We start from the raw sequence: 23388 nt of genomic DNA on the forward strand, positions 1-23388 counted from the left end.
GGTTTTTTCAGGGAAGCGGCGAGTCTTACAGACCGGACATCTTTTTGATCGCTTCGCGCAGTTCGTCATCCGAGCAATCTGCGCAGGTGCCTTTCGGCGGCATGGCGTTGATACCGGAGATGGCAGCGGCGAGTATGCCGTCGAGGCCGCCCTGGTGATCGGCACGATCTTTCCAGGCAGCGGTGTCACCGATCTTCGGTGCGCCCAATACACCAGAGCCATGGCAGGCATTGCAGTGCTTGGCGATGATGTCATCAGCGGTACGTGCACCACCACCGGCGGATGCAGCGACGGTTTCGACGCCTTTGCACTCTTCGCCCATGATGCACACGTCGCCTACAGGCTTGAGACGCTCGGCGATAGCTTCATCGGTCGTGGCCTGAGCAGTCACTGCCCACAGGGCCAATACGGCAGCCGGTACTGCCAGCATTTTCTTCATCAGATTCACGGTACACCCTCTTCGTGGCTAGTCACGCCCGCGGCCACGGTTTCGCGAGCGGGCGTCAGTATAACGGCAAGCGCGGCCCACCGAAACAACCCATATTGTCGCAGGGTTATTGATCAGAAGTTCGCTGGCGTCGTGGCACTGATCAAGCGCGCCGGCACATCGAACGGGTTGCGGAAGCGGTGCGGCTTGCTGCTCTCGAAGTAGTAGCTGTCACCCGGCTCGAGGATGAACACCTCGTTGCCTACGGTCAGTTCCAGTTTGCCTTCGACCAGCATGCCGGCTTCCTCGCCCTCGTGAGCGTACATTTCGTCACCGGTATCGGCGCCAGCCGGGTAGGTTTCGTCGAGGAAGGAAATGGCGCGGCTCGGATGTGCCTTGCCAATCAGCTTCATGGTGATGGCGCCACTGCAGATATCGGTCAGCTCGGAGGCCCGGTAGACCACCTGAACCTGGTTCTCCTGTTCCATGTCGAGGGAGAAGAACTCCACCAGCGACATGGGAATGCCGCCGAGCACCTTTTTCAGCGAGCTGATCGAGGGGCTCACGCTGTTCTTCTCGATCATGGAAATGGTGCTGTTGGTGACGCCCGCCCGCTTGGCGAGTTCACGTTGGGATAGGCCTTTGAGCTTACGAATCGATTGCAGTCGAACGCCGACGTCCAATGCTGGAATCCCCCTTGGGATATGAGACGGAAAAGTGTCCGTATCATGGCATAGCGTTCGGAATTTACAACACTTGCGTTCACCCTTCGCCTACACGGCCCATATGCTCTTTCGAAAAGCCTCGAGCTAGAGCCGTTCGAGTCAGCAATTGGTGCGCCGTGGAGTGCACAGCGCAAGTGGCCTTCCGATCCGGGCTCAGTTGCCGAGATAGAGCAGCGGCACCCGTCGCAGGTTGCAGAAAATCTGGTAGGGGATGCTGCCCGCTGCCATGGCCACGTCGCTGGCCAACACCTGCTTGCCCCACAACTCGACACGGCTGCCGAGACCGGCTTGCGGCAGATCGGTCAGGTCGACGGTGAGCATGTCCATCGACACCCGGCCGATCAGGCGGGTCAGCTGACCGTCCACAACCACTGGCGTACCGGTCGGAGCGTGACGCGGATAACCGTCGGCATAGCCCATGGCGACGACACCGACGCGGGTCGGCCGTTCGGCCACGAAACGTGCGCCATACCCTACTGGCTCGCCGGCCGGTAGCTTACGCACGCTGATGACCTTCGACTCCAGGGTCATCACCGGGCGCAAACGCGCGGCCTGCTCCTGAGCCTGCTCGAACGGAGTGGCGCCGTAGAGCATGATGCCGGGGCGCACCCAGTCACTGGGCACCTGCGGCCAGCCAAGCACGGCCGGCGAGTTGCGCAAGCTGACCTCGGCGCTGAGGCCTTCGCGAGCCTGCTGGAACACCGCCAGTTGCTCACTCGTGCGCTCGCACTCGGGCTCGTCGGCGCGAGCGAAGTGGCTCATCAGCACGATCTTGCTGACCTTGCCGCTGGCCAGCAGACGCCGATAGGCGGCCTGGTACTCGGCCTGATGCAGGCCGACACGGTGCATGCCACTGTCCAGCTTGAGCCAGACGGTCAGCGGCTTGCTCAGTTGGGCCTGCTCGATAGCCTCGATCTGCCACTGCGCATGGGCGACGCACCACAGGTCATGCTGATCGATCAGCGCCAGTTCGTCGGCCTCGAAGAAGCCTTCGAGCAGCAGGATCGGCGCCCTGATGCCGGCCTCGCGTAACGCCAGCGCTTCTTCGATGCAGGCCACGGCAAAACCATCGACCTCGGCTTCGAGTGCCTGCGCGCAACGCACCGCTCCGTGCCCATAGGCATCGGCCTTGACCACGGCCAAAGCACGAGCGCCGCTCATTTCGCGGGCCAGACGGTAGTTATGACGCAGGGCGTCGAGGTCGATCAGGGCACGGGCGGGGCGCATGGTTCGTTTCTCTCAATCATTTGCTGAGGCGACGATTTTTCGTAGCCCGGTGACATCCGGGTCATGCCGACAAATCGCCATTCAAAAAAAACCCGGCGGGGGAGCCGGGTGAAAAGCCAACACAAAAAAATTCCGGGAGAATTTTTTGACGTCGCTTGCGACGGCCCGGAGGGTTGCCGCCATGGATGGCAGGCAACAAAAAGCGGTGGCCGCCTCAGACAGCAGCCACCACACACATTTCCACCAGCACTTCGGGCTTGTACATCTTCGCCTCGACGCAGGCACGAGCAGGCGCATGGCCATCGGCCACCCAGGCGTCGTACTCGGCGTTGAGGCCGTCATAGTCGGCCATGTCCTTGATGAAGATGGTCAGCGACAGGATCTTGCTCTTGTCGCTTCCGCCGTCGGCCAGCATCTTGTCGATGTTGGTCAGGGTCTGGCGGGTCTGCTCGCGAATGTCACCGTCGAAGTCATCGGCGAGTTGGCCGGCGAGGTAGATCGTGCCGTTGTGGATCACCACTTCGCTGTAGCGTTTGGCCACATGCAGGCGCTGGATCGACATAGGGGTAAAGCTCCTTGGATTGCGAAAGCGCGAAGGCTATCAGGTGCGCAGCGGCTGCGGTGCTGCTTGCACTTCACGCGCCTTGCGCGAGTAACGCGAGATATCCAGGCCATCGGCGCTGATCTGCGGGCGCTTGTTGGCCATCAGGTCGGCCAGCAGGCGACCGGAGCCGCAGGCCATGGTCCAGCCCAGGGTGCCGTGACCGGTGTTGAGGAACAGGTTGCGGAAGGCGCTGCCCCCCACGATCGGCGTGCCATCAGGCGTGGCCGGACGCAGGCCGGTCCAGAAGTCGGCGCGTTGCAGATCGCCGCCTTCCGGGTAGAGGTCGGAGGTGATCATCTCCAGGGTTTCGCGACGACGCGGATTGAGCGACAGGTCGAAACCAGCGATCTCGGCCATGCCACCGACGCGGATGCGGCCATCGAAGCGGGTGATGGCGACCTTGTAGGTCTCGTCGAGAATGGTCGAGTTCGGTGCCATGTCCGGGTTGGTGATCGGCACGGTCAGCGAGTAGCCCTTGAGCGGGTAAACCGGAGCACGAATGCCCAGCGGCTTGAGCAGTTGCGGGCTGTAGCTGCCGAGAGCGAGTACGTAGCGGTCGGCGGTTTCCAGCTTGCCGTCGATCCACACGCCATTGATGCGATCACCGACGGCGTCCAGGCGCTGGATGTTCTGGCCGAAACGGAACTCGACACCGAGCGCCTTGGCCATGTCCGCCAGCTTGGTGGTGAACATCTGGCAGTCGCCGGTCTGGTCGTTGGGCAAGCGCAGGGCGCCGGCCAGCTTGTGCTTGACGCCGGCCAGGGCCGGTTCGACGCGGGCGATGCCGTCGCGGTCGAGCAGCTCGAACGGCACACCGGAAGCTTCCAGTACGGCGATGTCCTTGGCGGCAGCGTCGACCTGGGCCTGGGTGCGGAAAAGTTGGGTGGTGCCGAGCTGGCGGCCTTCGTAGGCGATGCCGGTCTCGGCACGCAGCTCGTCGAGGCAGTCGCGGCTGTACTCGGACAGACGCACCATGCGCTCCTTGTTGATCGCATAGCGGCTGGCGGTGCAGTTGCGCAGCATCTGCGCCATCCACAGGTACTGGTCGACATCGCCGGTGGCCTTGATCGCCAGCGGGGCGTGTTTCTGCAACAGCCACTTGATGGCTTTCAACGGCACGCCCGGCGCAGCCCATGGCGAAGCGTAGCCCGGAGAAACCTGGCCGGCGTTGGCGAAGCTGGTTTCCAGCGCCGGGCCGTTCTGACGGTCGACCACCACCACCTCGAAGCCCTGACGGGCGAGGTAGTAAGCACTGGCGGTACCAATCACACCGCTGCCGAGAACCAGAACACGCATGTTTTTCTCCCCGCCGCGCCCAAGGCGCGTGCGTTACAGGCCATTGTTGTCGATGGGCGCAGTATAGGAAGAGCCGTGCAGTGCTTTTCACCATATACACAGCTATATTTGGCGAGAATTCTTGGCAAAAAGCCGTTTTACAGAGGCGGATTCCCCATGAGAACCCAGCATCAGAGTCGTCGTGAACTGGACAAGATCGACCGCAACATCCTCCGTATCCTGCAGGAGGATGGGCGCATCAGCTTCACCGAACTGGGCGAGCGCGTGGGGCTGTCGACCACGCCCTGTACCGAGCGCGTACGCCGCCTGGAGCGCGAAGGCATCATCATGGGCTACCACGCCCGCCTCAATCCGCAGAACCTCAAGGCCAACCTGCTGGTGTTCGTCGAGATCAGCCTGGACTACAAGTCCGGCGACACTTTCGAGGAGTTCCGCCGCGCCGTGCTCAAGCTGCCGCACGTGCTGGAGTGCCACCTGGTGTCCGGTGACTTCGACTACCTGGTGAAGGCACGCATCAACGAGATGGCCAGCTACCGCAAGCTGCTCGGCGACATCCTGCTCAAGCTGCCGCACGTGCGCGAGTCGAAGAGCTATATCGTCATGGAAGAGGTGAAGGAAAGCCTGGCGCTGCCGGTGCCGGAGTGAATCTGTAGGAGCGAGCTCTGCTCGCGAAGCTTTTACGTGGCATGGTTCGCGAGCAGAGCTCGCTCCTACGGGATGGTTGATCGTTCCCACACCCTGCCGGACGTTTTGCGCCAGCCTGCTGCATGCGGCAAGTTATGGCGCGAAGCGCCACTGCAGGGGCTACCCACAGAGCATGGGAGCCATGAGCCTAGACGAGTCGCTGGCGAGTGGTGGCGATCAGCCGGTGCACTTGACGCTCCACCGCCGGTTCGATCGGCAGCTCCGGCCCACGCCCATGCGGGCAAGGCAGGCGCGGTGTCGTGCCGAACAGGCGGCAGATCAGCGGCCGCTGGTCGTACACCTCGCAACCGTTCGGTCCCAGGTGCACGCAGTTGTACTCGGCCAGTGCTGCATCATGTTCGGCATCGCTTTTGACCGGCAGGCGCGCCAGCTCCTCAGACGAAGCCGTGACCGGCCCGCAGCAATCGTGACAGCCGGGCACACAGTCGAAGCGCGGAATCTGTCGACGCAGGTGATCGATCTTGCGGTCTGTGCAGCTCATACGCGGGCGCCTGGCAACGAAGGCGACAGTTTACCGCGCCATGCTGGCGCCTGCCCGCAGGCTGACGGCCAGTCCCCTCAAAGACGCATTGGCTATACGCCGATCCGCGAGCGGAGCACGCCACATCCTGCTGTCCCGCGTGTTTTTTCCGACTGACACTTGGCGCCGGACGGATCACGCGCTTATGCTGCGTTGAATTTTCCACACAACAAAATCAGGATTTCGCACATGAACGCCCGCGTTCAACAGCCCGTCCACAGCCCTCAGCACGCCGCCTCCTACTACGCCGCCAGCGTCAATCGTCAGCAGGCCTACCCGCCCCTGGGCGGTGAGCTGCAGGTGGACGTGTGCATCGTCGGTGGCGGTTTCAGCGGCCTGAACACCGCTATCGAGCTGGCTCAGAAAGGCCTGTCGGTGGCGCTGCTGGAAGCGCGCAAGATCGGCTGGGGTGCCAGCGGGCGCAACGGCGGGCAGCTGATTCGTGGCGTCGGCCATGATGTCGAACAGTTCGAATCGGTGGTCGGCAAGGAAGGCGTGCGTCAGTTCAAGCTGATGGGGCTGGAGGCGGTAGAGATCGTGCGCAACCGGGTCGAGCAGTTTCAGATCGATTGCGACCTGACCTGGGGTTATTGCGACCTGGCCAACAAACCGGCGCACATGGACGGCTTCGCCGAAGACAAGGCCGAGCTGGAAAGCCTCGGCTATCGCCACGAAATGCGCCTGGTACCGAAGGAGCGCATCCGTGAAGTGGTCGGCTCCGACAACTATCACGGCGCCATGATCGACATGGGCTCGGGCCACCTGCACCCGCTCAACCTGGCGCTCGGCGAAGCCGCCGCCGCCCAGTCGCTGGGCGTGCAACTGTTCGAAGAGTCGCCGGTGACGCGCATCGACTATGGCAGCGAGGTGCGCGTGCACACGGCCAACGGCCAGGTGCGCGCCAAATACCTGGTGCTGGCCTGCAATGCCTATATCAACGGGCTCAATCCGACACTCAGCGGCAAGGTGCTACCGGCCGGCAGTTACATCATCGCCACCGAGCAACTCTCCGAAGAGCAGGCCCGCCAGCTGATCCCGCAGAACATGGCGCTGTGCGACCAGCGTGTGACCGTGGACTACTACCGCCTTTCCGCCGACCGCCGCCTGCTGTTCGGCGGCGCCTGCCACTATTCCGGGCGTGATCCGGCCGATATTGCTGGCTACATGAAACCGAAGATGCTCAAGGTGTTCCCACAGTTGGCCGAGGTGCGCATCGACTACCAGTGGGGCGGCATGATCGGCATCGGTGCCAACCGCATGCCGCAGATCGGCCGACTCAAGGATCAGCCCAACGTCTTCCACGCCCAGGCCTATGCCGGCCACGGCGTCAACGCCACACACCTGGCCGGCAAGTTGCTGGCCGAGGCCATCGCTGGTCAGGAAAGTCGCGGCTTCGACCTGTTCGCCCAGGTGCCGCACATGACCTTCCCCGGTGGTAAGCATCTGCGCTCGCCATTGCTGGCACTGGGGATGGCCTGGCATCGCTTGAAAGAATTGCTCTAGGCGTAGACAACAATCGCGGCTGAAGCCGCTCCTACCCATAGTCCGCACAGTTGTAGACCCGGACTGCATCCGGGCTACAGCTTCCAGAACGGCAGGTTCGCCTCGCGCTCGGCCTGGGCGCGGGTAAGGCCAATATCGCGCAGTTGCTGGTCATTGAGTTTGAGCAGCATGCGGCGGGTGCTCAGACGCCGCCAGAAGGCCGGCCAGTTGCGGCCAAAGTGACGAACCTCGCTCTTGTGCGTCGCGACCCGCACGGCCTCACCCACTGCGACGAAATCTGTATTGCTGAACCCAGTCATGGCTCTCTCCCGTTGTCTTCTGTCATGGGAGATCAGAATGCCGCCTTAAGAAAAGTCATGACAGATTCAAAAAACTCTTATTAACTCCATACAGATTTCACGCATTTTCCCCTGAATGGGAATTTTCGCGCTGATCTGTACTGGTCTCAGTTCATACACGCTGCATCAACCGGACGACTGTCATGACGCTCTATCTGAACCTGGCCGAGTTGCTCGGCACCCGCATCGAGCAGGGACTGTACCGTCCCGGCGACCGCCTGCCGTCGGTACGCAGCCTGAGCCAGGAGCACGGCGTCAGCCTCAGCACGGTGCAGCAGGCTTACCGCCATCTGGAGGACATGGGCCTGGCCTCGCCGCGGCCGAAGTCCGGCTACTTCGTGCCACTGGGACGACAGATGCCCGCGCTGCCGCAGATCAGCCGCGCGGCGCAGAGGCCGGTTGAAGTTTCGCAGTGGGATCACGTGCTGGAGCTGATCAGCAGCTCACCGCAGCACGACATGCTGCAGCTGGGCCGTGGCCGCCCGGACATCAGCAGCCCAACCCTGAAACCGCTGCTGCGCAACCTGTCGCGCCAGGCCCGTCGCCAGGACCCGGACGTGCTCACCTACGGCGGTATTCGCGGTGACATCCGCCTGCGCGAACAGATCGCCCGGCTAATGCTCGACTCCGGCTGCCAGCTGGCCGCCGAAGACCTGGTGATCACCACCGGTTGCCACGAAGCACTGTCGGCGGCGGTACGCGCCATCTGCCAGCCCGGCGATATCGTCGCGGTCGACTCGCCGAGCTTCCACGGTGTGATGCAGGCACTAAAGGGTTTCGGCATGAAAGCGCTGGAACTGCCCACCGACCCGCTCACCGGGATCAACCTCGATGCTCTGGAAATGGCCCTGGAGCAGTGGCCGATCAAGGCCATCCAGCTCACGCCGAACTGCAACAACCCGCTCGGCTACATCATGCCCGACGCCAACAAACGCGCCCTGGTCGCCCTGGCGCAGCGCTTCGACGTGGCCATCATCGAGGACGACGTCTACGCCGACCTCGCCTACAGCTACCCACGGCCGCGCAGCATCAAGTCGTTCGACGAGGACGGCCGTGTACTGTTCTGCAGTTCCTTCTCCAAGACCCTGGCACCGGGCCTGCGCGTCGGCTGGATCGCTCCCGGGCGCTATCTGGAGCAGGTGGTGCACATGAAGTACCTGGGTACCGGCAGCACCGCCCAGCTGCCGCAGTTGGCCATTGCCGAATACCTCAAGGACGGGCACTACGAACCGCACCTACGGCGTATGCGCGCGCAGTACCTGCGTAGCCGCGACCTGATGGTGGATTGGGTCAGCCGCTATTTCCCGGCCGGCACTCGGGTCAGTCGCCCGCAGGGCAGCTTCATGCTGTGGGTGGAGATGCCCCAGGGCTTCGACAGCCAGAAGCTCAATCGCGCGCTGCTGCCGCACAAGATCCAGATCGCGCCGGGCAGTATCTTCTCGGCAGCCGGCAAGTACCGTAACTGCATCCGCCTGAACTACGCCGAACCGCCGAGCGACGTGATCGAGGCGGCGGTGAAGCAGATCGGCGCGACCATCGCCGAGTTGATCGAAGAAGCCGACCTGCAGCACACGCAGGATCTCGGGCATTGGCGCTGAGGCGGTTCAGGAACGCGCCGTTTCCATCTCGCTGAAGGCACCGCGCTTGCTCGCCAGGATGATGAACACGAACGCGCCAGTAGCCATCATAAGTGGCAGCGCATGGCCGCTTAGCCACTGGCTGACGGCGCCTGTGGTGAGTGGCCCGATCAGGCAGCCCAGCCCCCACAACTGGGCGACGTGAGCATTGGCGCGCACCAGCTCGTCATCACGATAACGCTCGCCGATCATGATCAGCGACAAGGTGAACAGGCCACCGGCACTGGCGCCAAAGGCCACCAGCACCGGCCAGATCACCGGCGTGTGCAACAACGGTGGAATGGCCAGGCTGGATACCAACAGCACGCAGCCGCATGCGCGGAACAGCATTTGCCGCGACATGCGGTCGGCCAGCCAGCCGATGGGAAGCTGCAGCACCGCATCGCCGACCACCACCACACTGACCATGAACAGCGCCACTTCCTGGGTGAAGCCCTGGCGCAGGCCGTAGATCGGCAACAGGGTCAGCATCATCGCCTCGAAGGCAGCGAACAGCATTACCGCCCAGGCAATCGCCGGCAGCTTGCGGCAGAACACCAGCAGGCCGCGCCCCGAAGCGCTGTGCGCATCAACCTTGGGCGCACCGGTGCGCCCGAGCAGGATCAGCGAGCCGCCGATCAGCAGGCACACGCCCGTCCAGAAACCCCGGTCGGTCGCCGTGCCGAGCGCTGTCAGCAACAGCGGCCCGCTAAGCTGGCTGAGGGCATAGCCAGTGCCGTACAAGGCCACCAGGCGGCCGCGCCATTTCTCTACAGCCAGTTGGTTGATCCAGCTTTCGCCGAGGATGAACACCACGGTCAGCGCCACACCGATGAACAGGCGCAGGCCGACCCAGACCGCGTAGTTCTGCACCAGCGCCAGCCCGGCCACCGACACTGCGCCGAGCAGCAGGCACAGCTGCATCAGCACGGTGGTGCCGAAGCGCGCCGCCAGACGCCCAGCCAGCAAGGCACCGAGCAGCACGCCGACAGCCGGAGTCGCCGCCATCACGCCGATGGCGAAGGAGTCGTAGCCCCAGCTTTCCAGGCGCAGCGAAACCAGCGGCATGGTCACACCCAGTGCGAGGCCGATGCTGATGACCGCCGAGCAAACGGCGAAATAGGTGCCCCAACGCATTGCCGAGTTCCTTGGTTAACGAGTGGCTGCAAAGACAACGGCCGGACTCCTCTTCAGGGAGCCCGGCCGCAAGTTGGGCGTTTTAAAACAGATCTTCGCCCGGAACCAACATCGATAAAGATCTCCTGGGCTAAGGCCAGACAAGGCGCCCCGGAGCTTTCAAGCGCAGCGTACTGCAGTACGTGAGCATTGAAAGCGAGGACGCAACGCCGTATGGCCGACGACCATAAGATCGCCCCGCTACCGTTACAGTTTGATCCAGGTGGACTTCAGCTCGGTGTACTTGTCGAAGGCGTGCAGTGACTTGTCACGGCCGTTACCGGACTGCTTGAAACCACCGAACGGCGCAGTCATGTCGCCGCCGTCGTACTGGTTGATCCACACGCTGCCGGCGCGCAGCGCCTTGCCGACCAGGTGGGCACGCGACAGGTTGCTGGTCCACACCGCTGCAGCCAGGCCATAGATGGTGTCGTTGGCGATGGCGATGGCCTCGTCCTGGTCATCGAAGCCAATCACCGACAGCACCGGGCCGAAAATCTCTTCCTTGGCAATGCGCATGGCGTTGTTCACGCCGTCGAAGATGGTCGGCTCGACGTAGGTGCCGCCGGTTTCTTCCATCACCCGCTTGCCGCCGGCCACCAGTTTGGCACCGTCGTCATGGCCGGCCTGGATGTAGCTCAGCACGTTGTTCATCTGCGTGGTATCGACCAGCGCACCGACGTTGGTAGCCGGGTCCAGCGGGTTGCCCGGTTTCCAGGCCTTGATCGCCTCGACCACCATGGGCACGAACTTGTCCTTGATGGAATTTTCCACCAGCAGGCGCGAACCGGCGGTGCACACTTCGCCCTGGTTGAAGGCAATGGCGCTGGCGGCAGATTCGGCAGCGGCCTGCAGGTCCGGCGCGTCGGCGAAGACGATGTTCGGGCTCTTGCCACCGGCCTCCAGCCAGACGCGCTTCATGTTCGATTCGCCAGCGTAGATCATCAGTTGCTTGGCGATCTTGGTCGAGCCGGTGAACACCAGGGTGTCAACGTCCATGTGCAGGGCCAGGGCCTTGCCCACGGTGTGGCCGAAGCCCGGCAGCACGTTGAATACGCCCGCCGGAATACCGGCCTCGATGGCCAGCTGGGCGATGCGAATACCGGTCAGCGGCGACTTCTCGGATGGTTTGAGGATGATCGAGTTACCGGTGGCCAGCGCCGGGCCGAGCTTCCAGCAGGTCATCAGCAGCGGGAAGTTCCACGGCACGATGGCAGCGACCACACCAACCGGCTCGCGGGTGACCAGGCCCAGCTCATCGTGGGCGGTGGCGGCGACTTCGTCGTAGATCTTGTCGATGGCCTCGCCGCTCCAGCGGATGGCGTTGGCGGCGCTGCCGACGTCGATGCTCAGCGAGTCACTGATCGGCTTGCCCATGTCGAGGGTTTCCAGCAGGGCCAGCTCCTGGCCATGCTCTTCGATCAGCTCGGCGAAACGGATCATCACCTTCTTGCGCTTGGCCGGGGCCAGGCGCGACCACACACCAGATTCGAAGGTGGCGCGGGCATCCTTGACCGCCACTTCGGCGTCGGCCTGGTCACAGCTGGCCACCAGGCCGAGCAGGCGACCGTCGACCGGACTGATGCATTCGAAGGTGGCACCGGACTCGGCAGCCCGGTACTCACCATGGACGAACGCACGGGTTTCGATGGTCAGGGTCTTGGCACGCTGTTCCCAGTCGGCACGAGTCAGGCTAGTCATTCCGGCATCCTCTCAATGGGTGGAAGCGGCGCGCATCAGGGCGCGCGCTGTCAATAATTCTGCAAGGCCAGATCGCTGGCCAAATCCTGTTCGCCACACTAAACCAGAGGGCTGTAGCTTTTCAATATTTTTGACATAGGCCAGCAAAAGCCCTTGTCATGTTCGTTTTTTTAAACATAGACTGCTGCCACGACTTTCCCGCGACAGCCCCGCTGGTCGCGCGGTTGCCGCCACCGACACCACGGAACAGCCAGATGAACATCGAGCAGATCGTCGACTTCGCCCAAGCCGGCACGGCCGCTGAACACTATCGCCCAGCGCCGGAAAAAGTGCTCAAGGGCGACCCCGAGCAAAGCGTGCGAAACCACTACAGCAGCCCGTGTGGCCAGTTCAGCACCGGTATCTGGGAAGGCGCAGTCGGTCAGTGGACGGTGAGCTACACCGAGCACGAGTACTGCGAGATTCTCCAGGGCGTGTCCGTACTGCGTGATGCCGACGGCAACGCCAAGACCGTGCGCGCTGGCGACCGCTTCGTGATTCCCGCCGGCTTTTCCGGTACCTGGGAAGTGCTCGAAGCCTGCCGCAAGGTCTACGTGATCTTCGAGCCCAAGTAAGCACTCGACTGGAATCTGCCCGGCAGGTTCCCGCCGCATCGAATCCTGTTGTTGCTTGTCACCCTTTGGCCCGCTAGTGCGGGCCTTTTTCTGCGCAGTCGATAGAGCTCGAACGCACAGTTTCGGCGACGGTCGAGCGCATCGCCCCGGCGGCCAGTGCCAACAGCGCGAACAGGCACACCGCGTGATCCATACTCAGCCTGCTCATCAGCAAACCGAAGACCGGCGCCCCCAGCGTCTGACCGATGGCGATGCTGAGAAAGGCGACGGTAAGCCCTGTGGCAGGCCGCTCGGGAAGCGCCGACACACCCCAGACCAGATAGATGCCACTCAGGGTGATGTAGGCCGCGCCAAACAACGCACCGCCGAGCAGTGCCGAAGCGGGCATGTTGCCCATGCCGACCAGTGCGATGGCGACCGCCAATGCGCCAAGACACAGTCGATTCGCCCAGTCCACGCCTAGCCGAGCGATCAGGCTGCCGGCACCTGCACCAGCGATGCCGGCAGCGCCGATCACCACCCAGAGCAGACCAGAGCCCGCGCTCCCCCAACTCAGGCGCTGCGCGACAATCTGACTACCGAACGACCACAGCGCCGTGCTGGCCGCGCCCATCAGTAACGAAGCGACGACGAGGCGCTTCAGCGTGATGCTGAACCGCGGCCCGCCCCTGGTGACTGGCGCCCGCGAGCGCGCGGTATCGGGCACGCAGAAGTACGCAAACAGCGCCATGGCGAGTGCCGAGCAGGCGAACACGGCATAGGCCAAACGCCACTCAGCACCGAGCAACAGCGCGACAGGGCCGCAGAGGATGACTCCGGCACTGGTACCGGCATTGATCAGGGTATTGGTGGCGTCCTGTCGTCGCGGCTCTATCACTGCCGCCACCGCTGCGGCCATGGGAGGGGAAGCCAAGCCGGTACTCATCCCCGCCAACAGCACTGCACCGGCCAGCCAAGCAGCCGTGGGTGCCAGCGCTATACCCAGCATGCCCAAGGCGGCAACCAGCGCCGCGCACAGCGCAACAGCACGAGCGCCAATACGCTCGGTCAATTGTGCGGCCAGGACAATGGCCAGGCAGTAGCCGAGAAAGGAGCCACCGGCGATCAGACCGCCAACGGCATCCGGCAACACGAGGTCAGCCTCGATCTGTGGCAGGAACAGGCCGAACGCGAAACGCGCGAATCCATAGCAAATGGCGATCAGCCCAAAGCCGGTGGCACCGAGAGAAAAGCCGCGGGTCATTGCCGCGCTCGCTCGACCAGCAGGCTCGCGGCCTTGCGTGCGCTGGCGACGGCATCCAGGCCACGGTAGCTGGCTGCAGCCGTCGCCCCCTCGATGAGGATGACGATCTGCTCAACCAGTTCGGGATTGGCGTTCGCTCCGAGCTGACGCGTGAGAATCTGCGCAACCGTCTCAGCGAATCGAGCCTTGTAGGCGAGTACCGCCTCGGTGACTTCCGATACCGCGCTGCCGAGCTCGCCCTGGGCACGCAGGAACAGGCAGCCGCGCGCGCCCTCTTCGCTCATCCAGCCGGCCAAGGCATCGAACAGCGCCTCGACACTGTCGACCTCAAGGCGCTGCAGGAAACGCTGCCCACGGGTCATCAGCACTGCGGCAATCAGCTCGTTCTTGCTGCCGGCGTGCTTGTACAACGTCCGGCTGGACATCCCTGCGGCCTGGGCCAGTCGATCCATGCCGGTTGCGCTGAAGCCGTGACAGTCGAACAGATTTTCGGCGGCTGAGATGAGTTTGGTATCTATATTCATGGAGGCCAAGGTAAAACGATCACTTTACCTCGTCAACCAGATAGAGAATCCAAGGCAAAAAAAGACCCGCACAAGGCGGGTCTTTTGATGAGCACGCAGGCGCGTGCTCAGCTTACGGCTCAGGCCAGTTCGTCGAAGCACTCGGCAACGATGGCGATGCCTTTCTCCAGTTGCGCGTCAGGGATGGTGACGGGCATCAGGAAACGGATGACGTTGTAGTAGGTACCGCACGACAGCAGGATCAGGCCCTTGTCGCGCGCACGGGCAACGATCTTGCCGACCAGTTCGGCAGCCGGCTTGCTGTGGTCGCCGCCTTCGAACAGCTCGATGGCGACCATCGAACCCAGGCCACGCACGTCACCGATCACCTTGTGCTTCTCGGCGATGGTCTTGAGGCCCGCCTTGAGCTTCTCGCCAACGGCGTTGGAGCGATCCAGCAGCTTCTCTTCGTCGAACACCTTGAGTACGGCCAGGGCCGCAGCACAGGCGATCGGGCTGCCGGCGTAGGTGCCGCCCAGGCCACCGGGGGCGATCTTGTCCATGATCTCGGCCTTGCCGCACACGCCGGAGATCGGGAAGCCACCGCCAACGGACTTGGCGAAGGTGGTCAGATCGGGCACCACGCCCAGTTGCTCGGTAGCGAAGAAGGTGCCGGTACGGCCTGCGCCGGTCTGTACTTCGTCAGCGATCAGGAGGATGCCGTGCTGGTCGCACAGGGCACGCAGGCGCTGCATGAAGGCTGGGGAGTTGACGTAGAAACCACCCTCGCCCTGCACCGGTTCGATGATGATCGCGGCAATGTCCTGCGGCTGTGCGTCGTTCTTGAACACGCGCTCGATGCTGGCGATGGACTCGTCCTCGCTCACGCCATGCAGCGGGCACGGCGCCTGGGCGCGGTAAACGCCAGCAGGCATCAGGCCCATGCCGGCGGAGTACGGCACGACCTTGCCGGTCAGCGACAGGGTCATCATGGTGCGGCCGTGGTAGGCGCCGGTGAAGGCGATCACGCCGGCACGACCGGTGGCGGCACGGGCAATCTTCACGGCGTTCTCGACGGCTTCGGACCCGGAGGTGACCAGCAGGGTCTTCTTGGCGAAGTCGCCCGGTACGCGCTTGGCGATCTCCTCACAGAGCTCGATGTAGGGCTCGTACGCCAGCACCTGGAAGCAGGTGTGAGTCAGCTTGGTCAATTGCTCCTGAACGGCAGCGATCACCTTCGGATGCAGGTGGCCGGTGTTCAGCACAGCGATACCGCCGGCGAAGTCGATGTACTCGCGGCCTTCGACGTCCCACACAGTGGCGTTCTCGGCGCGCTCGGCGACGATCGGATGGATCTGGCCGACGCCGCGCGGAACAGCGGCGGCACGGCGTTGCAGCAGGGATTCGTTGGTCTTGCTCATGATGTCCTCATGGTCATCCCCGGCGGGAGGTCGGCTCAGCATGCGATGATCGACTGAACCGAGCCCGCAAGGGACTCAATAGGGTTACGACTTACAACCGGGGCGCCGCACGCTCTTTCGCACCTTGCCCCGTCTTGGAAATCAGCGGATTTCCGAATCAGATTCCACCGAGGCACATGTACTTGATCTCGAGGTAGTCCTCGATCCCGTACTTGGAACCTTCACGACCCAGGCCGGACGCCTTCACGCCGCCGAACGGCGCGACTTCGTTGGAGATCAGGCCGGTGTTGATACCCACCATGCCGTACTCCAGCGCTTCGGCCACGCGGAACACGCGGCCCAGATCGCGGGCATAGAAGTAGGAAGCCAGGCCGAACTCGGTATCGTTGGCCATGGCGACCACTTCGGCCTCGTCCTTGAAGCGGAACAGCGGCGCTAGCGGGCCGAAGGTCTCTTCTTTAGCAACGGCGGCGGTTTTCGGTACGTCGAGCAGAATGGTCGGCTCGAAGAAGGTGCCACCCAGGGCGTGCGGCTTGCCGCCCAGGGCCAGCTTGGCGCCTTTGCTCACGGCGTCCTCGATGTGCTCCTGCACCTTGGCCACGGCCTTCTCGTCGATCAGCGGACCGGTGGTGGTGCCATCTTCCAGACCATTGCCGATCTTCAGCTTACCCACTGCCGCGATCAGCTTCTCGGCGAAGGCATCGTAGACACCGTCCTGCACGTAGATACGGTTGGCGCAGACGCAGGTCTGGCCGTTGTTGCGGTACTTGGAGATCAGCGCGCCTTCGACGGCAGCGTCCAGGTCGGCGTCATCGAAGACGATGAACGGCGCGTTGCCGCCCAACTCCAGCGACACCTTCTTGATGTCCTGGGCGCATTCGGCCATCAGCTGGCGGCCAATTTCGGTCGAGCCGGTGAAGGACAGCTTGCGCACGATCGGGTTGCTGGTCAGCTCGCCGCCCACTTCACCAGCGCTACCGGTGACCACGCTCAGCACGCCTTTCGGAATGCCGGCGCGCTCGGCCAGCTCGACCAGGGCCAGGGCGGAGAACGGCGTTTGCGAAGCCGGCTTGATCACCATGGTGCAACCGGCGGCCAGGGCCGGGCCGGCCTTGCGGGTGATCATCGCGGCGGGGAAGTTCCACGGCGTGATGGCCGCGGTGACGCCGATCGGCTGCTTGATCACGATCAGGCGCTTGTCCGGCTGGTGACCCGGAATCACGTCACCGTAGACGCGCTTGGCCTCTTCGGCGAACCACTCGATGAAGGAAGCGGCGTAGGCGATCTCGCCCTTGGCTTCGGCCAGCGGCTTGCCCTGCTCCAGGGTCATCAGACGGCCCAGGTCATCCTGGTTTTCCATCAGCAGCTCGAACCAGCGACGCAGCTTGTTCGCACGCTCCTTGGCAGTCAGCGCACGCCAGGCTGGCAGCGCCTTCTCGGCGGCCTCGATGGCGCGACGGGTTTCAGCGCGGCCCATCTTCGGAACATGGCCGATGATCTCGCCAGTGGCCGGGTTGTTCACGGCAATGGTCTGACCGCTGTCGGCGTCCAACCACTGGCCATCGATATAAGCCTGTTGGCGCAGCAGCTGGGGGTCTTTCAGTTGCATGGCAGTCTCCTTCAGTTCCGGCGCCCGGGCGTCGGCGTAAGTCGTTGGAGTCACGGACAGAGCCCGCAAGGCCGAAAAGGGAGCCGTGCGGGGCCTGGTAATGGATTCAGAGCCGTTGAACGCGCGAGGGTTCAGAATGACCGAACACGCCGTTTGAAATCTCAAACGAATCCTAGGATCGGCAGGGGTAAAGGGCAATAGGCGACCAAGCAAAATCGATAAAATAATGACAAAAACTTCTGAAACTAAGGTTCAGGCTGCCCAAAAGTGTAAAGTCCGTTCTGAATAATGCACACTCATGCAGAATGGACGCTAACCGCCGAGATGCGTATGATTGCGCCCCGCAACGCACTCGTAGCTCAGCTGGATAGAGTACTGCCCTCCGAAGGCAGGGGTCGTGGGTTCGAATCCCGCCGAGTGCGCCAGATCATCAAAGGCTCCAAGTGAAAACTTGGGGCCTTTTTTGTTTGGCCGGAGCAGCGGATATCAGCACTTCACTGCTCACTTAAGGGCCTGGCTAGCCTATCCAGCCCAGCCTTCAACAGCTCGGCAACGCGCTCATTCGAATCGAGCCGTTTTAGCTTGGAATAGCCCGCATGGTAAGGTGTTAGCTCCTGCTCACCTTAAAACTGGGCACTCGAGGCCCTCACAAGAGCGATCTAGATGCAAGCCAAGGCCCACGAAGTTCCTGTGCCGCCGGTGCTGCAAGATCTGCGGGCCGGAACGGCTAAACTGCACGTCAGTCTGGAGAAAAAGCTTCCTTTTTTTTCAGACCATTTCGACACGAATGCCTTTCAACGGCTGATGCAGGCGTACTACGGCTTCTATCTGCCGCTTGAACACGCTTTGCTCGATGCCGCCGTGACGCCTGCTGATTTCGATCTCGCCTCACGCCTCAAAGCACCCACCCTGCGCGAAGACCTGCTTGCTCTGGGCCTCTCGGATGAGGACATCGAGGGCTTGCCGGTCTGCCAGTCATTGCCCGTAATCAGCGACAGATCCACCTGCCTGGGCGTTTTATATGTGCTCGAAGGGGCAACACTTGGTGGGCAAATTCTGCGCCGGGAAATGGCTTCACGGCTGGAGCTGAATGCCGACAACGGGGCGGCATTTCTCGACATCTACGGGGCGGAAACAGGGCGGCGCTGGCGCAATTTCATCGATTATTTGAGTAGTCGACCACTGGATACGGTCGAACGTAGGGCTGTTGTCATGACAGCCCAAGCCACATTTAGCTGTTTCGAGCGCTGGCTTGAAAGCAGAGAGGTACTGATATGACCCCGCAGAACAAAGATGCTTTTGAGGACTTGCTGGCCAACTGCGCCGACGAGCCCATCCGCTTCCCCGGGGCGATTCAACCCCATGGTTTGCTGCTGACACTCAGCGAGCCCGACCTTGCGATCATCCAGATCAGCGCCAACGTCGAAACCTTGCTGGCGCACACGCCGCAAGAACTGATCGGCCAGCCATTACACCGGCTGATTGGCGAGACTCATGCCGAAGCAGTGCGCGAGGCGCTGGTACAGCCAGCGTTCGCCGACGCCGGCCCACTGCACGTTCATATCAATGGCACGACCTTCGAGGGCTTGCTGCACCGGCATCAGGGTGTGTTGATCCTGGAGCTGGAAATCCACGTCGAAAATTTCCAGCCGCGCAACGTCGCCGGGCTCAACACCAACCTGGGACGCATGCTCCAGCGCTTGCAAATGGCGACCACGCTGCAAGAGCTGTATGACATCAGCGTCAAGGAAATTCAGGCGATGACCGGTTATGACCGGGTGCTGATCTATCGCTTCGAGGAAGAGGGCCATGGTCAGGTCATCGCTGAAGCCTCCGCCCCGTCAATGGAGGTATTCAATGGTTTGTTCTTCCCCGCCTCGGACATCCCCGAGCAGGCTCGTGAGTTGTATCGCACCAATTGGCTGCGGATCATCCCCAATGCCGATTACCAACCCGTGCCCCTGGTGCCGAAACTGCGACCCGACACGCAGACCCCGCTGGACCTGAGCTTCGCTACCTTGCGCAGCGTTTCACCGATTCACTGCCAATACATGAAGAACATGGGCGTGCTGTCGTCGATGAGCATTTCTCTGCTCAAGGACGACAAACTCTGGGGCCTGATCAGTTGTGGCAATCGCCAGCCGTTGCACGTACCGCATGAGCTGCGCAGCGCCTGCCAGACGATCGGCCAGGTATTGTCGTTGCAGATCAGCGCCATGGAATCGTTGGAAATCAACCGCCAGCGCGAAGAGAAAATCGATGAGCTGACGCTGCTCAATCAGGCAATGATCGATTCGCCGCAGAATGTTTTCGATGGGCTCGCAGGGCAACCTGAGGTGCTGATGGCGCTGACCGGAGCAGGCGGCGTCGCCATCATCGAAGACAAGCAGTTGCACCGCTACGGCAACTGCCCGGAGCCCCAGGAAATCCGCGCGCTGCACAAATGGTTGCAGGAAAGAGGTGAACCGGTGTTTTCCAGTCACCACCTTGCTGGTGTCTACCCACCCGCCGCGCAGTATCCGCAGATGGCGAGCGGCGTACTCGCGATGAGCCTGCCCAAACCGGTGGATAACGGTGTGATGTGGTTTCGCCCGGAGGTAAAGGAGAGCGTCAATTGGAGCGGCGATCCGCGCAAACCCATGGATCTGGAGAACTCCGATGCGGGCCTGCGCTTGCGCCCTCGCACGTCTTTCGAAATCTGGAAGGTCGAGATGGCTGGTATCTCGACCAAATGGAGCCACGGGGATTTGTTTGCCGCCAACGACCTCCGTCGCTCAGCGCTGGAACATGACCTCGCCCGGCAAGTACGCCGCGAGCAGGAGGCGGTGCGTGCCCGTGACGAGCTGGTTGCCGTGGTATCGCATGATCTGAGAAATCCCATGACGGTGATTTCGATGCTCTGCGGCATGATGCAGAAGACCTTCAGCTCTGACGGTCCGCACACTTCGCGACGCATCGCCACGGCGCTCGACACAATGCAACAGGCGGCCGGCAGGATGAATACGCTGCTTGAGGATTTACTCGACACGTCGAAGATCGACGCCGGGCGCTACACCATTACCCCGCAAAAGCTCGATGTCGGGCACATGTTCGAAGAAGCGCAATCGCTGCTCGCACCATTGGCTCTCGACAAGGACATCAGCATCTCCTTCGAGGCGGATCCCGATCTGCGGATTCACGCTGACCCCGAGCGGCTGTTTCAGGTGCTCTCGAATCTGATCGGCAATGCGATCAAGTTCACCCCTCGACGGGGCACTGTCGGCGTCCGCGCGAAATCCGTCGGCGATGACATCGTATTCACCGTGCGCGATAGCGGCGAGGGCATCCCCAAGGAACACCTGCCTCATGTGTTCGACCGTTACTGGACGGCCAAGGATGGGAATCCAACCGGTACTGGGCTTGGTTTGTACATTACCCAAGGCATCGTGGAAGCTCATGGCGGACATATCGCTGTCGAAAGCGAGCCAGGTGAGGGCTCGGAGTTTCAGTTCACTGTGCCAGCGCTTGCAGAGAGCCCCGCGTAGTATTGCTATCTACACACGCTCGCCCATCTGAAGCCTCTCTGGCGGCGAGGATTTTCGCCGCCACTGGCGTCCGGGATAGGTAGGCCACTGCATCGCCAGGCAATGGAGAGAACACATATGGAAATTCTGCTGCTGATCACCGTCGCCTTCGTGGTGCTCCTCATCTACAGCTGGCGGCGCTCGCGCCCCAGGCCTCTGCCGCGCAAGAGAAAGCACAGCGGCCTGAGCGGACAGGACTCCGGCTCAGGTTTCACTGACGGAGGCTTCGACTACAGCGGAGGGGGCGATGGCGGCGGCGGTGGAGGCGACTGATCGCTCAAATCACCCCCAAGGTCAGCGCCTTCAAGGTCGCCGCCGCACGCGTCGAGCAGTGCAGCTTGCGGAACACACTCTCGACATGGGTGCGCACCGTGCTCGGGCTGATGCCCAGATCGCGTGCCACTTCCTTGTTGCTCGCCCCGCTGCTGATACGCTGCAGGATCTGCGTCTCGCGTTCGCTGAGCAGGCCGTTGCCGGGCTTGCTGGCCAGCGGCGCCTGCTCGCCGTGCGCAGCGCTGATCACCGCCTGGCAGGCGCGTGGGTCGAAGCGGCCCTGCTCGGCTTCATCCAGTAATACGCGAACGGCCTGATCGTCGCTGAAGGCCGGGCGCCAGGGGCGCTCACCGCGTAATGCGAGCCAGGCCAGTGCGGCGCTCAGCAGTCGGTGTTCGGCGCTCAGGGCGTCACCGCTCAGCGAACGGAAATAGCCGCTGCCATCCAGCCGTTCGTAGGCGTGCGCAGCCAGTTGTCCGGCTTCGCTCAAACCACCGATCTGACTGCTGGCGCGGTGCGTCCAGTAGGGCACCAGGCGTACCGATTCGAGGTCACCTTCAAGCAGCGGGCCAGGCGTGCTCCAGATGCGATTGGGCACGGCCGCGCGCCCCAGGCCATGGATCAGCGCGGCCTTGGCCAGCAGTTCGACACGCGGCTCGGGCAGGCCCCAGAGCCGGCCGGCATCGCGCACCAGATTCGACGCCTGACGTGAATAGCCGGCCATCCAGGACAGCTTGAGATCGATCACGTCGCCCACCAGGGTCAGCGAGACCTGCGGCCCGACGCCAGGCAGCATGCTCTCGGGCGTACGCAGTGCCTCCAGCCAATCAGCTGCGTGGCGGACAATCAGCTCGGCGAGGTCCGCAGGATAGCGGCGATCGCCCTGCGCACCGATCCACTCCAGCGCCGCTTCCAGACCGTGGACGCGCGAAAGGATTTCCAGATCGCCGGCCAGCACCACGTGATAGACCACCTGCGGAATATCGGGATGACGCAGGCCCAGCGGCCGGCCGCTGCCGTCGAAGCATTCGAAGATATGCCGCAGCCCCACCTCGACCTGCGTTGGCAAATCGAGGGTGCGGGCCACCTCACCGGCCACTTCGCAGTGCACCACGGCCAAGGGTGTGGTGCGCAGCATGGCGCGCTGGCCGGCGGCATCCAGAGTGTGTGCGAGCATGTCGCGGCGCCCGCCGACATCGTCGCCGAACAGGCGCATGAAGCCCTCGGCGTTGGCCGTACAGCCGGACCAACGCAGCAGCGCCACCTGCCGGGCCGCATCGATCTGCGCCTGATCGCCGCCAGCAGCCTGCACCAGCCACTGCGCCAGGCGCGCGGTACGCCGCGACTGGTCGATGGGCTGGCCCATGCTCAGGTCACCGACCATGGCCAGGGCCAGTATGGCGTCTTCGAGCGCGACGGCGTCATTCACCTGCATGGGCAGCTCTCCTGTTTTTTTGCCGGCCTCGGATAAACGACCGATACCGGGACACCGGCGCATTATCGACACTGAACTCCCCCAAGCACAGGAGATTCCACCATGTTCAATACCAAGCCGCTGATCCTCGCACTTGCCATCGCCAGCCCCTTCTTCGCCATCAATGCCCAGGCTGCCGAGGCCAAGCCTTCGGTGGTCATCGTCCACGGTGCATTCGCCGACGGTTCCGACTGGGCCAAGGTCGTGCCGCTGCTGCAGGAAAAAGGCATCAAGGTCACCGTGGTACAAAACCCGCTGACCTCACTGGTCGACGACGTGGCCGCCACCCAGCGCGTGCTGAACAACCAGGAAGGTGACGTGGTTCTGGTCGGCCACTCCTGGGGCGGCACGGTGATCACCGAGGCCGGTGCCGACGAGAAAGTGCGCAGCCTGGTCTACGTCGCGGCGTTCGCCCCCAACGCCGGCCAGTCCAGCGGCGAGCTCTACAGCGGCTACCGCACCGCGCCAGGCTCGAGCCAGATCGCGGCGGACAAGAATGGCTTCCTGTACCTGACTCCGCAGGGCATGGCCGCCGATTTCGCCCAGGACCTGCCAGCCGCGCAGACGGCGGTGATGACCGCCACGCAAGGCCCGATCCGCGCAGCGGCTTTCGATGAACGCACCAGCGTCGCGGCCTGGAAGCAGAAGCCGTCCTGGTACCTCGTGGCCAGCGATGACCGCATGATCGTGCCTGAGATGCAGCGCGACTTCGCCAAGAAGATCGGCGCGCAGACCACCGAGGTCGCTGCCAGCCACGTGCCGCAGCAGTCGCGTCCGGCCGATGTGGCCAAGGTGATCATCCAGGCGGTGGAGAAAACCCAGGCCGCTGCCAAATAAAGACGCAGCCTTC

The 23388-nt window shown here is 62.9% G+C and carries 22 protein-coding genes and 1 tRNA gene; 9 read left to right on the forward strand and 14 right to left on the reverse strand.

The annotated features are described in order from the left end of the window. Nucleotides 1-25: 25 nt before the first annotated feature. From RTH74_RS07390 to dadA, 5 genes are all read right to left on the reverse strand, one after another. On the reverse strand, nucleotides 26-448 hold the full coding sequence (locus RTH74_RS07390) for a c-type cytochrome (RefSeq protein ID WP_099524757.1): 423 nt from the start codon (nucleotides 446-448) through the stop codon (nucleotides 26-28). A gap of 113 nt (nucleotides 449-561) precedes the next feature. Further along, nucleotides 562-1110 (reverse strand): cupin domain-containing protein, encoded by a 549-nt coding sequence (locus RTH74_RS07395; RefSeq protein WP_099524758.1) that lies wholly within the window; start codon nucleotides 1108-1110, stop codon nucleotides 562-564. A gap of 195 nt (nucleotides 1111-1305) precedes the next feature. Continuing rightward, the gene (alr, locus tag RTH74_RS07400; RefSeq protein WP_316914227.1) at nucleotides 1306-2379 is read right to left on the reverse strand and encodes an alanine racemase; all 1074 of its coding nucleotides are present in this window, start codon (nucleotides 2377-2379) and stop codon (nucleotides 1306-1308) included. A 214-nt stretch (nucleotides 2380-2593) separates the two neighbouring features. Beyond that, nucleotides 2594-2941 (reverse strand): RidA family protein, encoded by a 348-nt coding sequence (locus RTH74_RS07405; RefSeq protein WP_316914228.1) that lies wholly within the window; start codon nucleotides 2939-2941, stop codon nucleotides 2594-2596. Nucleotides 2942-2980: 39 nt separating this feature from the next. After that, nucleotides 2981-4279, reverse strand: a complete 1299-nt coding sequence (dadA, locus tag RTH74_RS07410) for a D-amino acid dehydrogenase (protein ID WP_125835248.1) — start codon at nucleotides 4277-4279, stop codon at nucleotides 2981-2983. A gap of 156 nt (nucleotides 4280-4435) precedes the next feature. On the opposite strand from dadA, the gene dadR reads away from it, so the two are divergent. Then, nucleotides 4436-4924: a transcriptional regulator DadR gene (gene dadR / locus RTH74_RS07415; RefSeq protein ID WP_017678280.1), complete on the forward strand. Its 489-nt coding sequence runs from the start codon at nucleotides 4436-4438 to the stop codon at nucleotides 4922-4924. Nucleotides 4925-5111: 187 nt separating this feature from the next. On the opposite strand, the gene RTH74_RS07420 is transcribed toward dadR, so the two are convergent. Continuing rightward, nucleotides 5112-5465, reverse strand: coding sequence for a YkgJ family cysteine cluster protein (locus tag RTH74_RS07420; RefSeq protein WP_125835249.1), 354 nt, complete (start codon nucleotides 5463-5465; stop codon nucleotides 5112-5114). A gap of 228 nt (nucleotides 5466-5693) precedes the next feature. Between RTH74_RS07420 and RTH74_RS07425 the strand changes: the two genes are divergently transcribed. Continuing rightward, complete coding sequence (locus RTH74_RS07425; protein ID WP_316914229.1) at nucleotides 5694-7007, forward strand: FAD-binding oxidoreductase; 1314 nt, start codon at nucleotides 5694-5696, stop codon at nucleotides 7005-7007. A gap of 74 nt (nucleotides 7008-7081) precedes the next feature. Here RTH74_RS07425 and RTH74_RS07430 read toward each other — a convergent pair whose 3' ends face one another. Beyond that, nucleotides 7082-7306, reverse strand: coding sequence for a DUF1127 domain-containing protein (locus tag RTH74_RS07430; RefSeq protein ID WP_316914230.1), 225 nt, complete (start codon nucleotides 7304-7306; stop codon nucleotides 7082-7084). Nucleotides 7307-7488: 182 nt separating this feature from the next. Here RTH74_RS07430 and RTH74_RS07435 point away from each other — a divergent pair, with 182 nt between their 5' ends. Further along, on the forward strand, nucleotides 7489-8943 hold the full coding sequence (locus RTH74_RS07435) for a PLP-dependent aminotransferase family protein (RefSeq protein ID WP_316914231.1): 1455 nt from the start codon (nucleotides 7489-7491) through the stop codon (nucleotides 8941-8943). Between the two features lie 6 nt (nucleotides 8944-8949). Here RTH74_RS07435 and RTH74_RS07440 read toward each other — a convergent pair whose 3' ends face one another. Together RTH74_RS07440 and RTH74_RS07445 are read right to left on the reverse strand one after the other, a co-directional pair. After that, complete coding sequence (locus RTH74_RS07440; protein WP_316914232.1) at nucleotides 8950-10098, reverse strand: MFS transporter; 1149 nt, start codon at nucleotides 10096-10098, stop codon at nucleotides 8950-8952. 246 nt (nucleotides 10099-10344) lie between these two features. Further along, nucleotides 10345-11838 carry an aldehyde dehydrogenase gene (locus RTH74_RS07445; protein WP_106735031.1) on the reverse strand — a complete coding sequence of 498 codons (1494 nt, stop codon included), beginning with the start codon at nucleotides 11836-11838 and terminating at the stop codon, nucleotides 10345-10347. 254 nt (nucleotides 11839-12092) lie between these two features. Between RTH74_RS07445 and RTH74_RS07450 the strand changes: the two genes are divergently transcribed. Beyond that, on the forward strand, nucleotides 12093-12452 hold the full coding sequence (locus RTH74_RS07450) for a cupin domain-containing protein (RefSeq protein ID WP_036999879.1): 360 nt from the start codon (nucleotides 12093-12095) through the stop codon (nucleotides 12450-12452). 73 nt (nucleotides 12453-12525) lie between these two features. On the opposite strand, the gene RTH74_RS07455 is transcribed toward RTH74_RS07450, so the two are convergent. The 4 genes from RTH74_RS07455 to gabD form a co-directional block, all read right to left on the reverse strand. Then, nucleotides 12526-13695: an MFS transporter gene (locus RTH74_RS07455; protein ID WP_316914233.1), complete on the reverse strand. Its 1170-nt coding sequence runs from the start codon at nucleotides 13693-13695 to the stop codon at nucleotides 12526-12528. Further along, nucleotides 13692-14219 carry a helix-turn-helix domain-containing protein gene (locus tag RTH74_RS07460; RefSeq protein WP_316914234.1) on the reverse strand — a complete coding sequence of 176 codons (528 nt, stop codon included), beginning with the start codon at nucleotides 14217-14219 and terminating at the stop codon, nucleotides 13692-13694. The genes RTH74_RS07455 and RTH74_RS07460 overlap by 4 nt, the downstream gene beginning before the upstream one ends. Nucleotides 14220-14338: 119 nt before the next feature. Next, nucleotides 14339-15619, reverse strand: coding sequence for a 4-aminobutyrate--2-oxoglutarate transaminase (gabT, locus tag RTH74_RS07465; RefSeq protein WP_075744809.1), 1281 nt, complete (start codon nucleotides 15617-15619; stop codon nucleotides 14339-14341). A 157-nt stretch (nucleotides 15620-15776) separates the two neighbouring features. Then, the gene (gabD, locus tag RTH74_RS07470) at nucleotides 15777-17228 is read right to left on the reverse strand and encodes an NADP-dependent succinate-semialdehyde dehydrogenase (RefSeq protein ID WP_316914235.1); all 1452 of its coding nucleotides are present in this window, start codon (nucleotides 17226-17228) and stop codon (nucleotides 15777-15779) included. Between the two features lie 348 nt (nucleotides 17229-17576). Between gabD and RTH74_RS07475 the strand changes: the two genes are divergently transcribed. The 4 genes from RTH74_RS07475 to RTH74_RS07490 all read left to right on the forward strand — a co-directional run bounded on the left by RTH74_RS07475 (nucleotide 17577) and on the right by RTH74_RS07490 (nucleotide 21064). After that, nucleotides 17577-17653, forward strand: a tRNA-Arg gene (locus tag RTH74_RS07475). 238 nt (nucleotides 17654-17891) lie between these two features. After that, entirely contained in the window at nucleotides 17892-18506 is a 615-nt protein-coding gene (locus RTH74_RS07480; RefSeq protein WP_316914236.1) for a biliverdin-producing heme oxygenase, read from the forward strand. Then, nucleotides 18503-20752: an ATP-binding protein gene (locus RTH74_RS07485; RefSeq protein WP_316914237.1), complete on the forward strand. Its 2250-nt coding sequence runs from the start codon at nucleotides 18503-18505 to the stop codon at nucleotides 20750-20752. Before RTH74_RS07480 ends, RTH74_RS07485 begins: the two co-directional genes overlap by 4 nt. 117 nt (nucleotides 20753-20869) lie before the next feature. Continuing rightward, complete coding sequence (locus RTH74_RS07490) at nucleotides 20870-21064, forward strand: hypothetical protein (RefSeq protein WP_316914238.1); 195 nt, start codon at nucleotides 20870-20872, stop codon at nucleotides 21062-21064. Between the two features lie 4 nt (nucleotides 21065-21068). Here the strand turns inward: RTH74_RS07490 and RTH74_RS07495 are convergent, their stop codons facing one another. Continuing rightward, a complete protein-coding gene (locus RTH74_RS07495; RefSeq protein ID WP_316914239.1) occupies nucleotides 21069-22499 on the reverse strand; it encodes an HD domain-containing phosphohydrolase in 1431 nt (476 codons plus the stop codon). Between the two features lie 102 nt (nucleotides 22500-22601). Between RTH74_RS07495 and RTH74_RS07500 the strand changes: the two genes are divergently transcribed. After that, complete coding sequence (locus RTH74_RS07500; RefSeq protein ID WP_316914240.1) at nucleotides 22602-23375, forward strand: alpha/beta hydrolase; 774 nt, start codon at nucleotides 22602-22604, stop codon at nucleotides 23373-23375. Nucleotides 23376-23388: the final 13 nt, after the last annotated feature.

The organism is Pseudomonas sp. zfem001 (assembly GCF_032621725.1).
Classification (GTDB): domain Bacteria; phylum Pseudomonadota; class Gammaproteobacteria; order Pseudomonadales; family Pseudomonadaceae; genus Aquipseudomonas; species Aquipseudomonas sediminis.

Excerpts from the sequence above, each read along its gene's own strand:
- RTH74_RS07485 (WP_316914237.1), top strand. The coding sequence starts at position 18,503 with ATGACCCCGCAGAACAAAGATGCTTTTGAGGACTTGCTGGCCAACTGC.
- RTH74_RS07430 (WP_316914230.1), bottom strand. The coding sequence starts at position 7,306 with ATGACTGGGTTCAGCAATACAGATTTCGTCGCAGTGGGTGAGGCCGTG.
- RTH74_RS07490 (WP_316914238.1), top strand. The coding sequence starts at position 20,870 with ATGGAAATTCTGCTGCTGATCACCGTCGCCTTCGTGGTGCTCCTCATC.
- gabD (WP_316914235.1), bottom strand. The coding sequence starts at position 17,228 with ATGCAACTGAAAGACCCCCAGCTGCTGCGCCAACAGGCTTATATCGAT.
- RTH74_RS07440 (WP_316914232.1), bottom strand. The coding sequence starts at position 10,098 with ATGCGTTGGGGCACCTATTTCGCCGTTTGCTCGGCGGTCATCAGCATC.
- dadR (WP_017678280.1), top strand. The coding sequence starts at position 4,436 with ATGAGAACCCAGCATCAGAGTCGTCGTGAACTGGACAAGATCGACCGC.
- RTH74_RS07480 (WP_316914236.1), top strand. The coding sequence starts at position 17,892 with ATGCAAGCCAAGGCCCACGAAGTTCCTGTGCCGCCGGTGCTGCAAGAT.
- dadA (WP_125835248.1), bottom strand. The coding sequence starts at position 4,279 with ATGCGTGTTCTGGTTCTCGGCAGCGGTGTGATTGGTACCGCCAGTGCT.
- RTH74_RS07450 (WP_036999879.1), top strand. The coding sequence starts at position 12,093 with ATGAACATCGAGCAGATCGTCGACTTCGCCCAAGCCGGCACGGCCGCT.
- RTH74_RS07405 (WP_316914228.1), bottom strand. The coding sequence starts at position 2,941 with ATGTCGATCCAGCGCCTGCATGTGGCCAAACGCTACAGCGAAGTGGTG.
- RTH74_RS07500 (WP_316914240.1), top strand. The coding sequence starts at position 22,602 with ATGTTCAATACCAAGCCGCTGATCCTCGCACTTGCCATCGCCAGCCCC.
- RTH74_RS07495 (WP_316914239.1), bottom strand. The coding sequence starts at position 22,499 with ATGCAGGTGAATGACGCCGTCGCGCTCGAAGACGCCATACTGGCCCTG.
- RTH74_RS07455 (WP_316914233.1), bottom strand. The coding sequence starts at position 13,695 with ATGACCCGCGGCTTTTCTCTCGGTGCCACCGGCTTTGGGCTGATCGCC.
- RTH74_RS07460 (WP_316914234.1), bottom strand. The coding sequence starts at position 14,219 with ATGAATATAGATACCAAACTCATCTCAGCCGCCGAAAATCTGTTCGAC.
- RTH74_RS07420 (WP_125835249.1), bottom strand. The coding sequence starts at position 5,465 with ATGAGCTGCACAGACCGCAAGATCGATCACCTGCGTCGACAGATTCCG.
- gabT (WP_075744809.1), bottom strand. The coding sequence starts at position 15,619 with ATGAGCAAGACCAACGAATCCCTGCTGCAACGCCGTGCCGCCGCTGTT.
- RTH74_RS07435 (WP_316914231.1), top strand. The coding sequence starts at position 7,489 with ATGACGCTCTATCTGAACCTGGCCGAGTTGCTCGGCACCCGCATCGAG.
- RTH74_RS07445 (WP_106735031.1), bottom strand. The coding sequence starts at position 11,838 with ATGACTAGCCTGACTCGTGCCGACTGGGAACAGCGTGCCAAGACCCTG.
- RTH74_RS07425 (WP_316914229.1), top strand. The coding sequence starts at position 5,694 with ATGAACGCCCGCGTTCAACAGCCCGTCCACAGCCCTCAGCACGCCGCC.
- alr (WP_316914227.1), bottom strand. The coding sequence starts at position 2,379 with ATGCGCCCCGCCCGTGCCCTGATCGACCTCGACGCCCTGCGTCATAAC.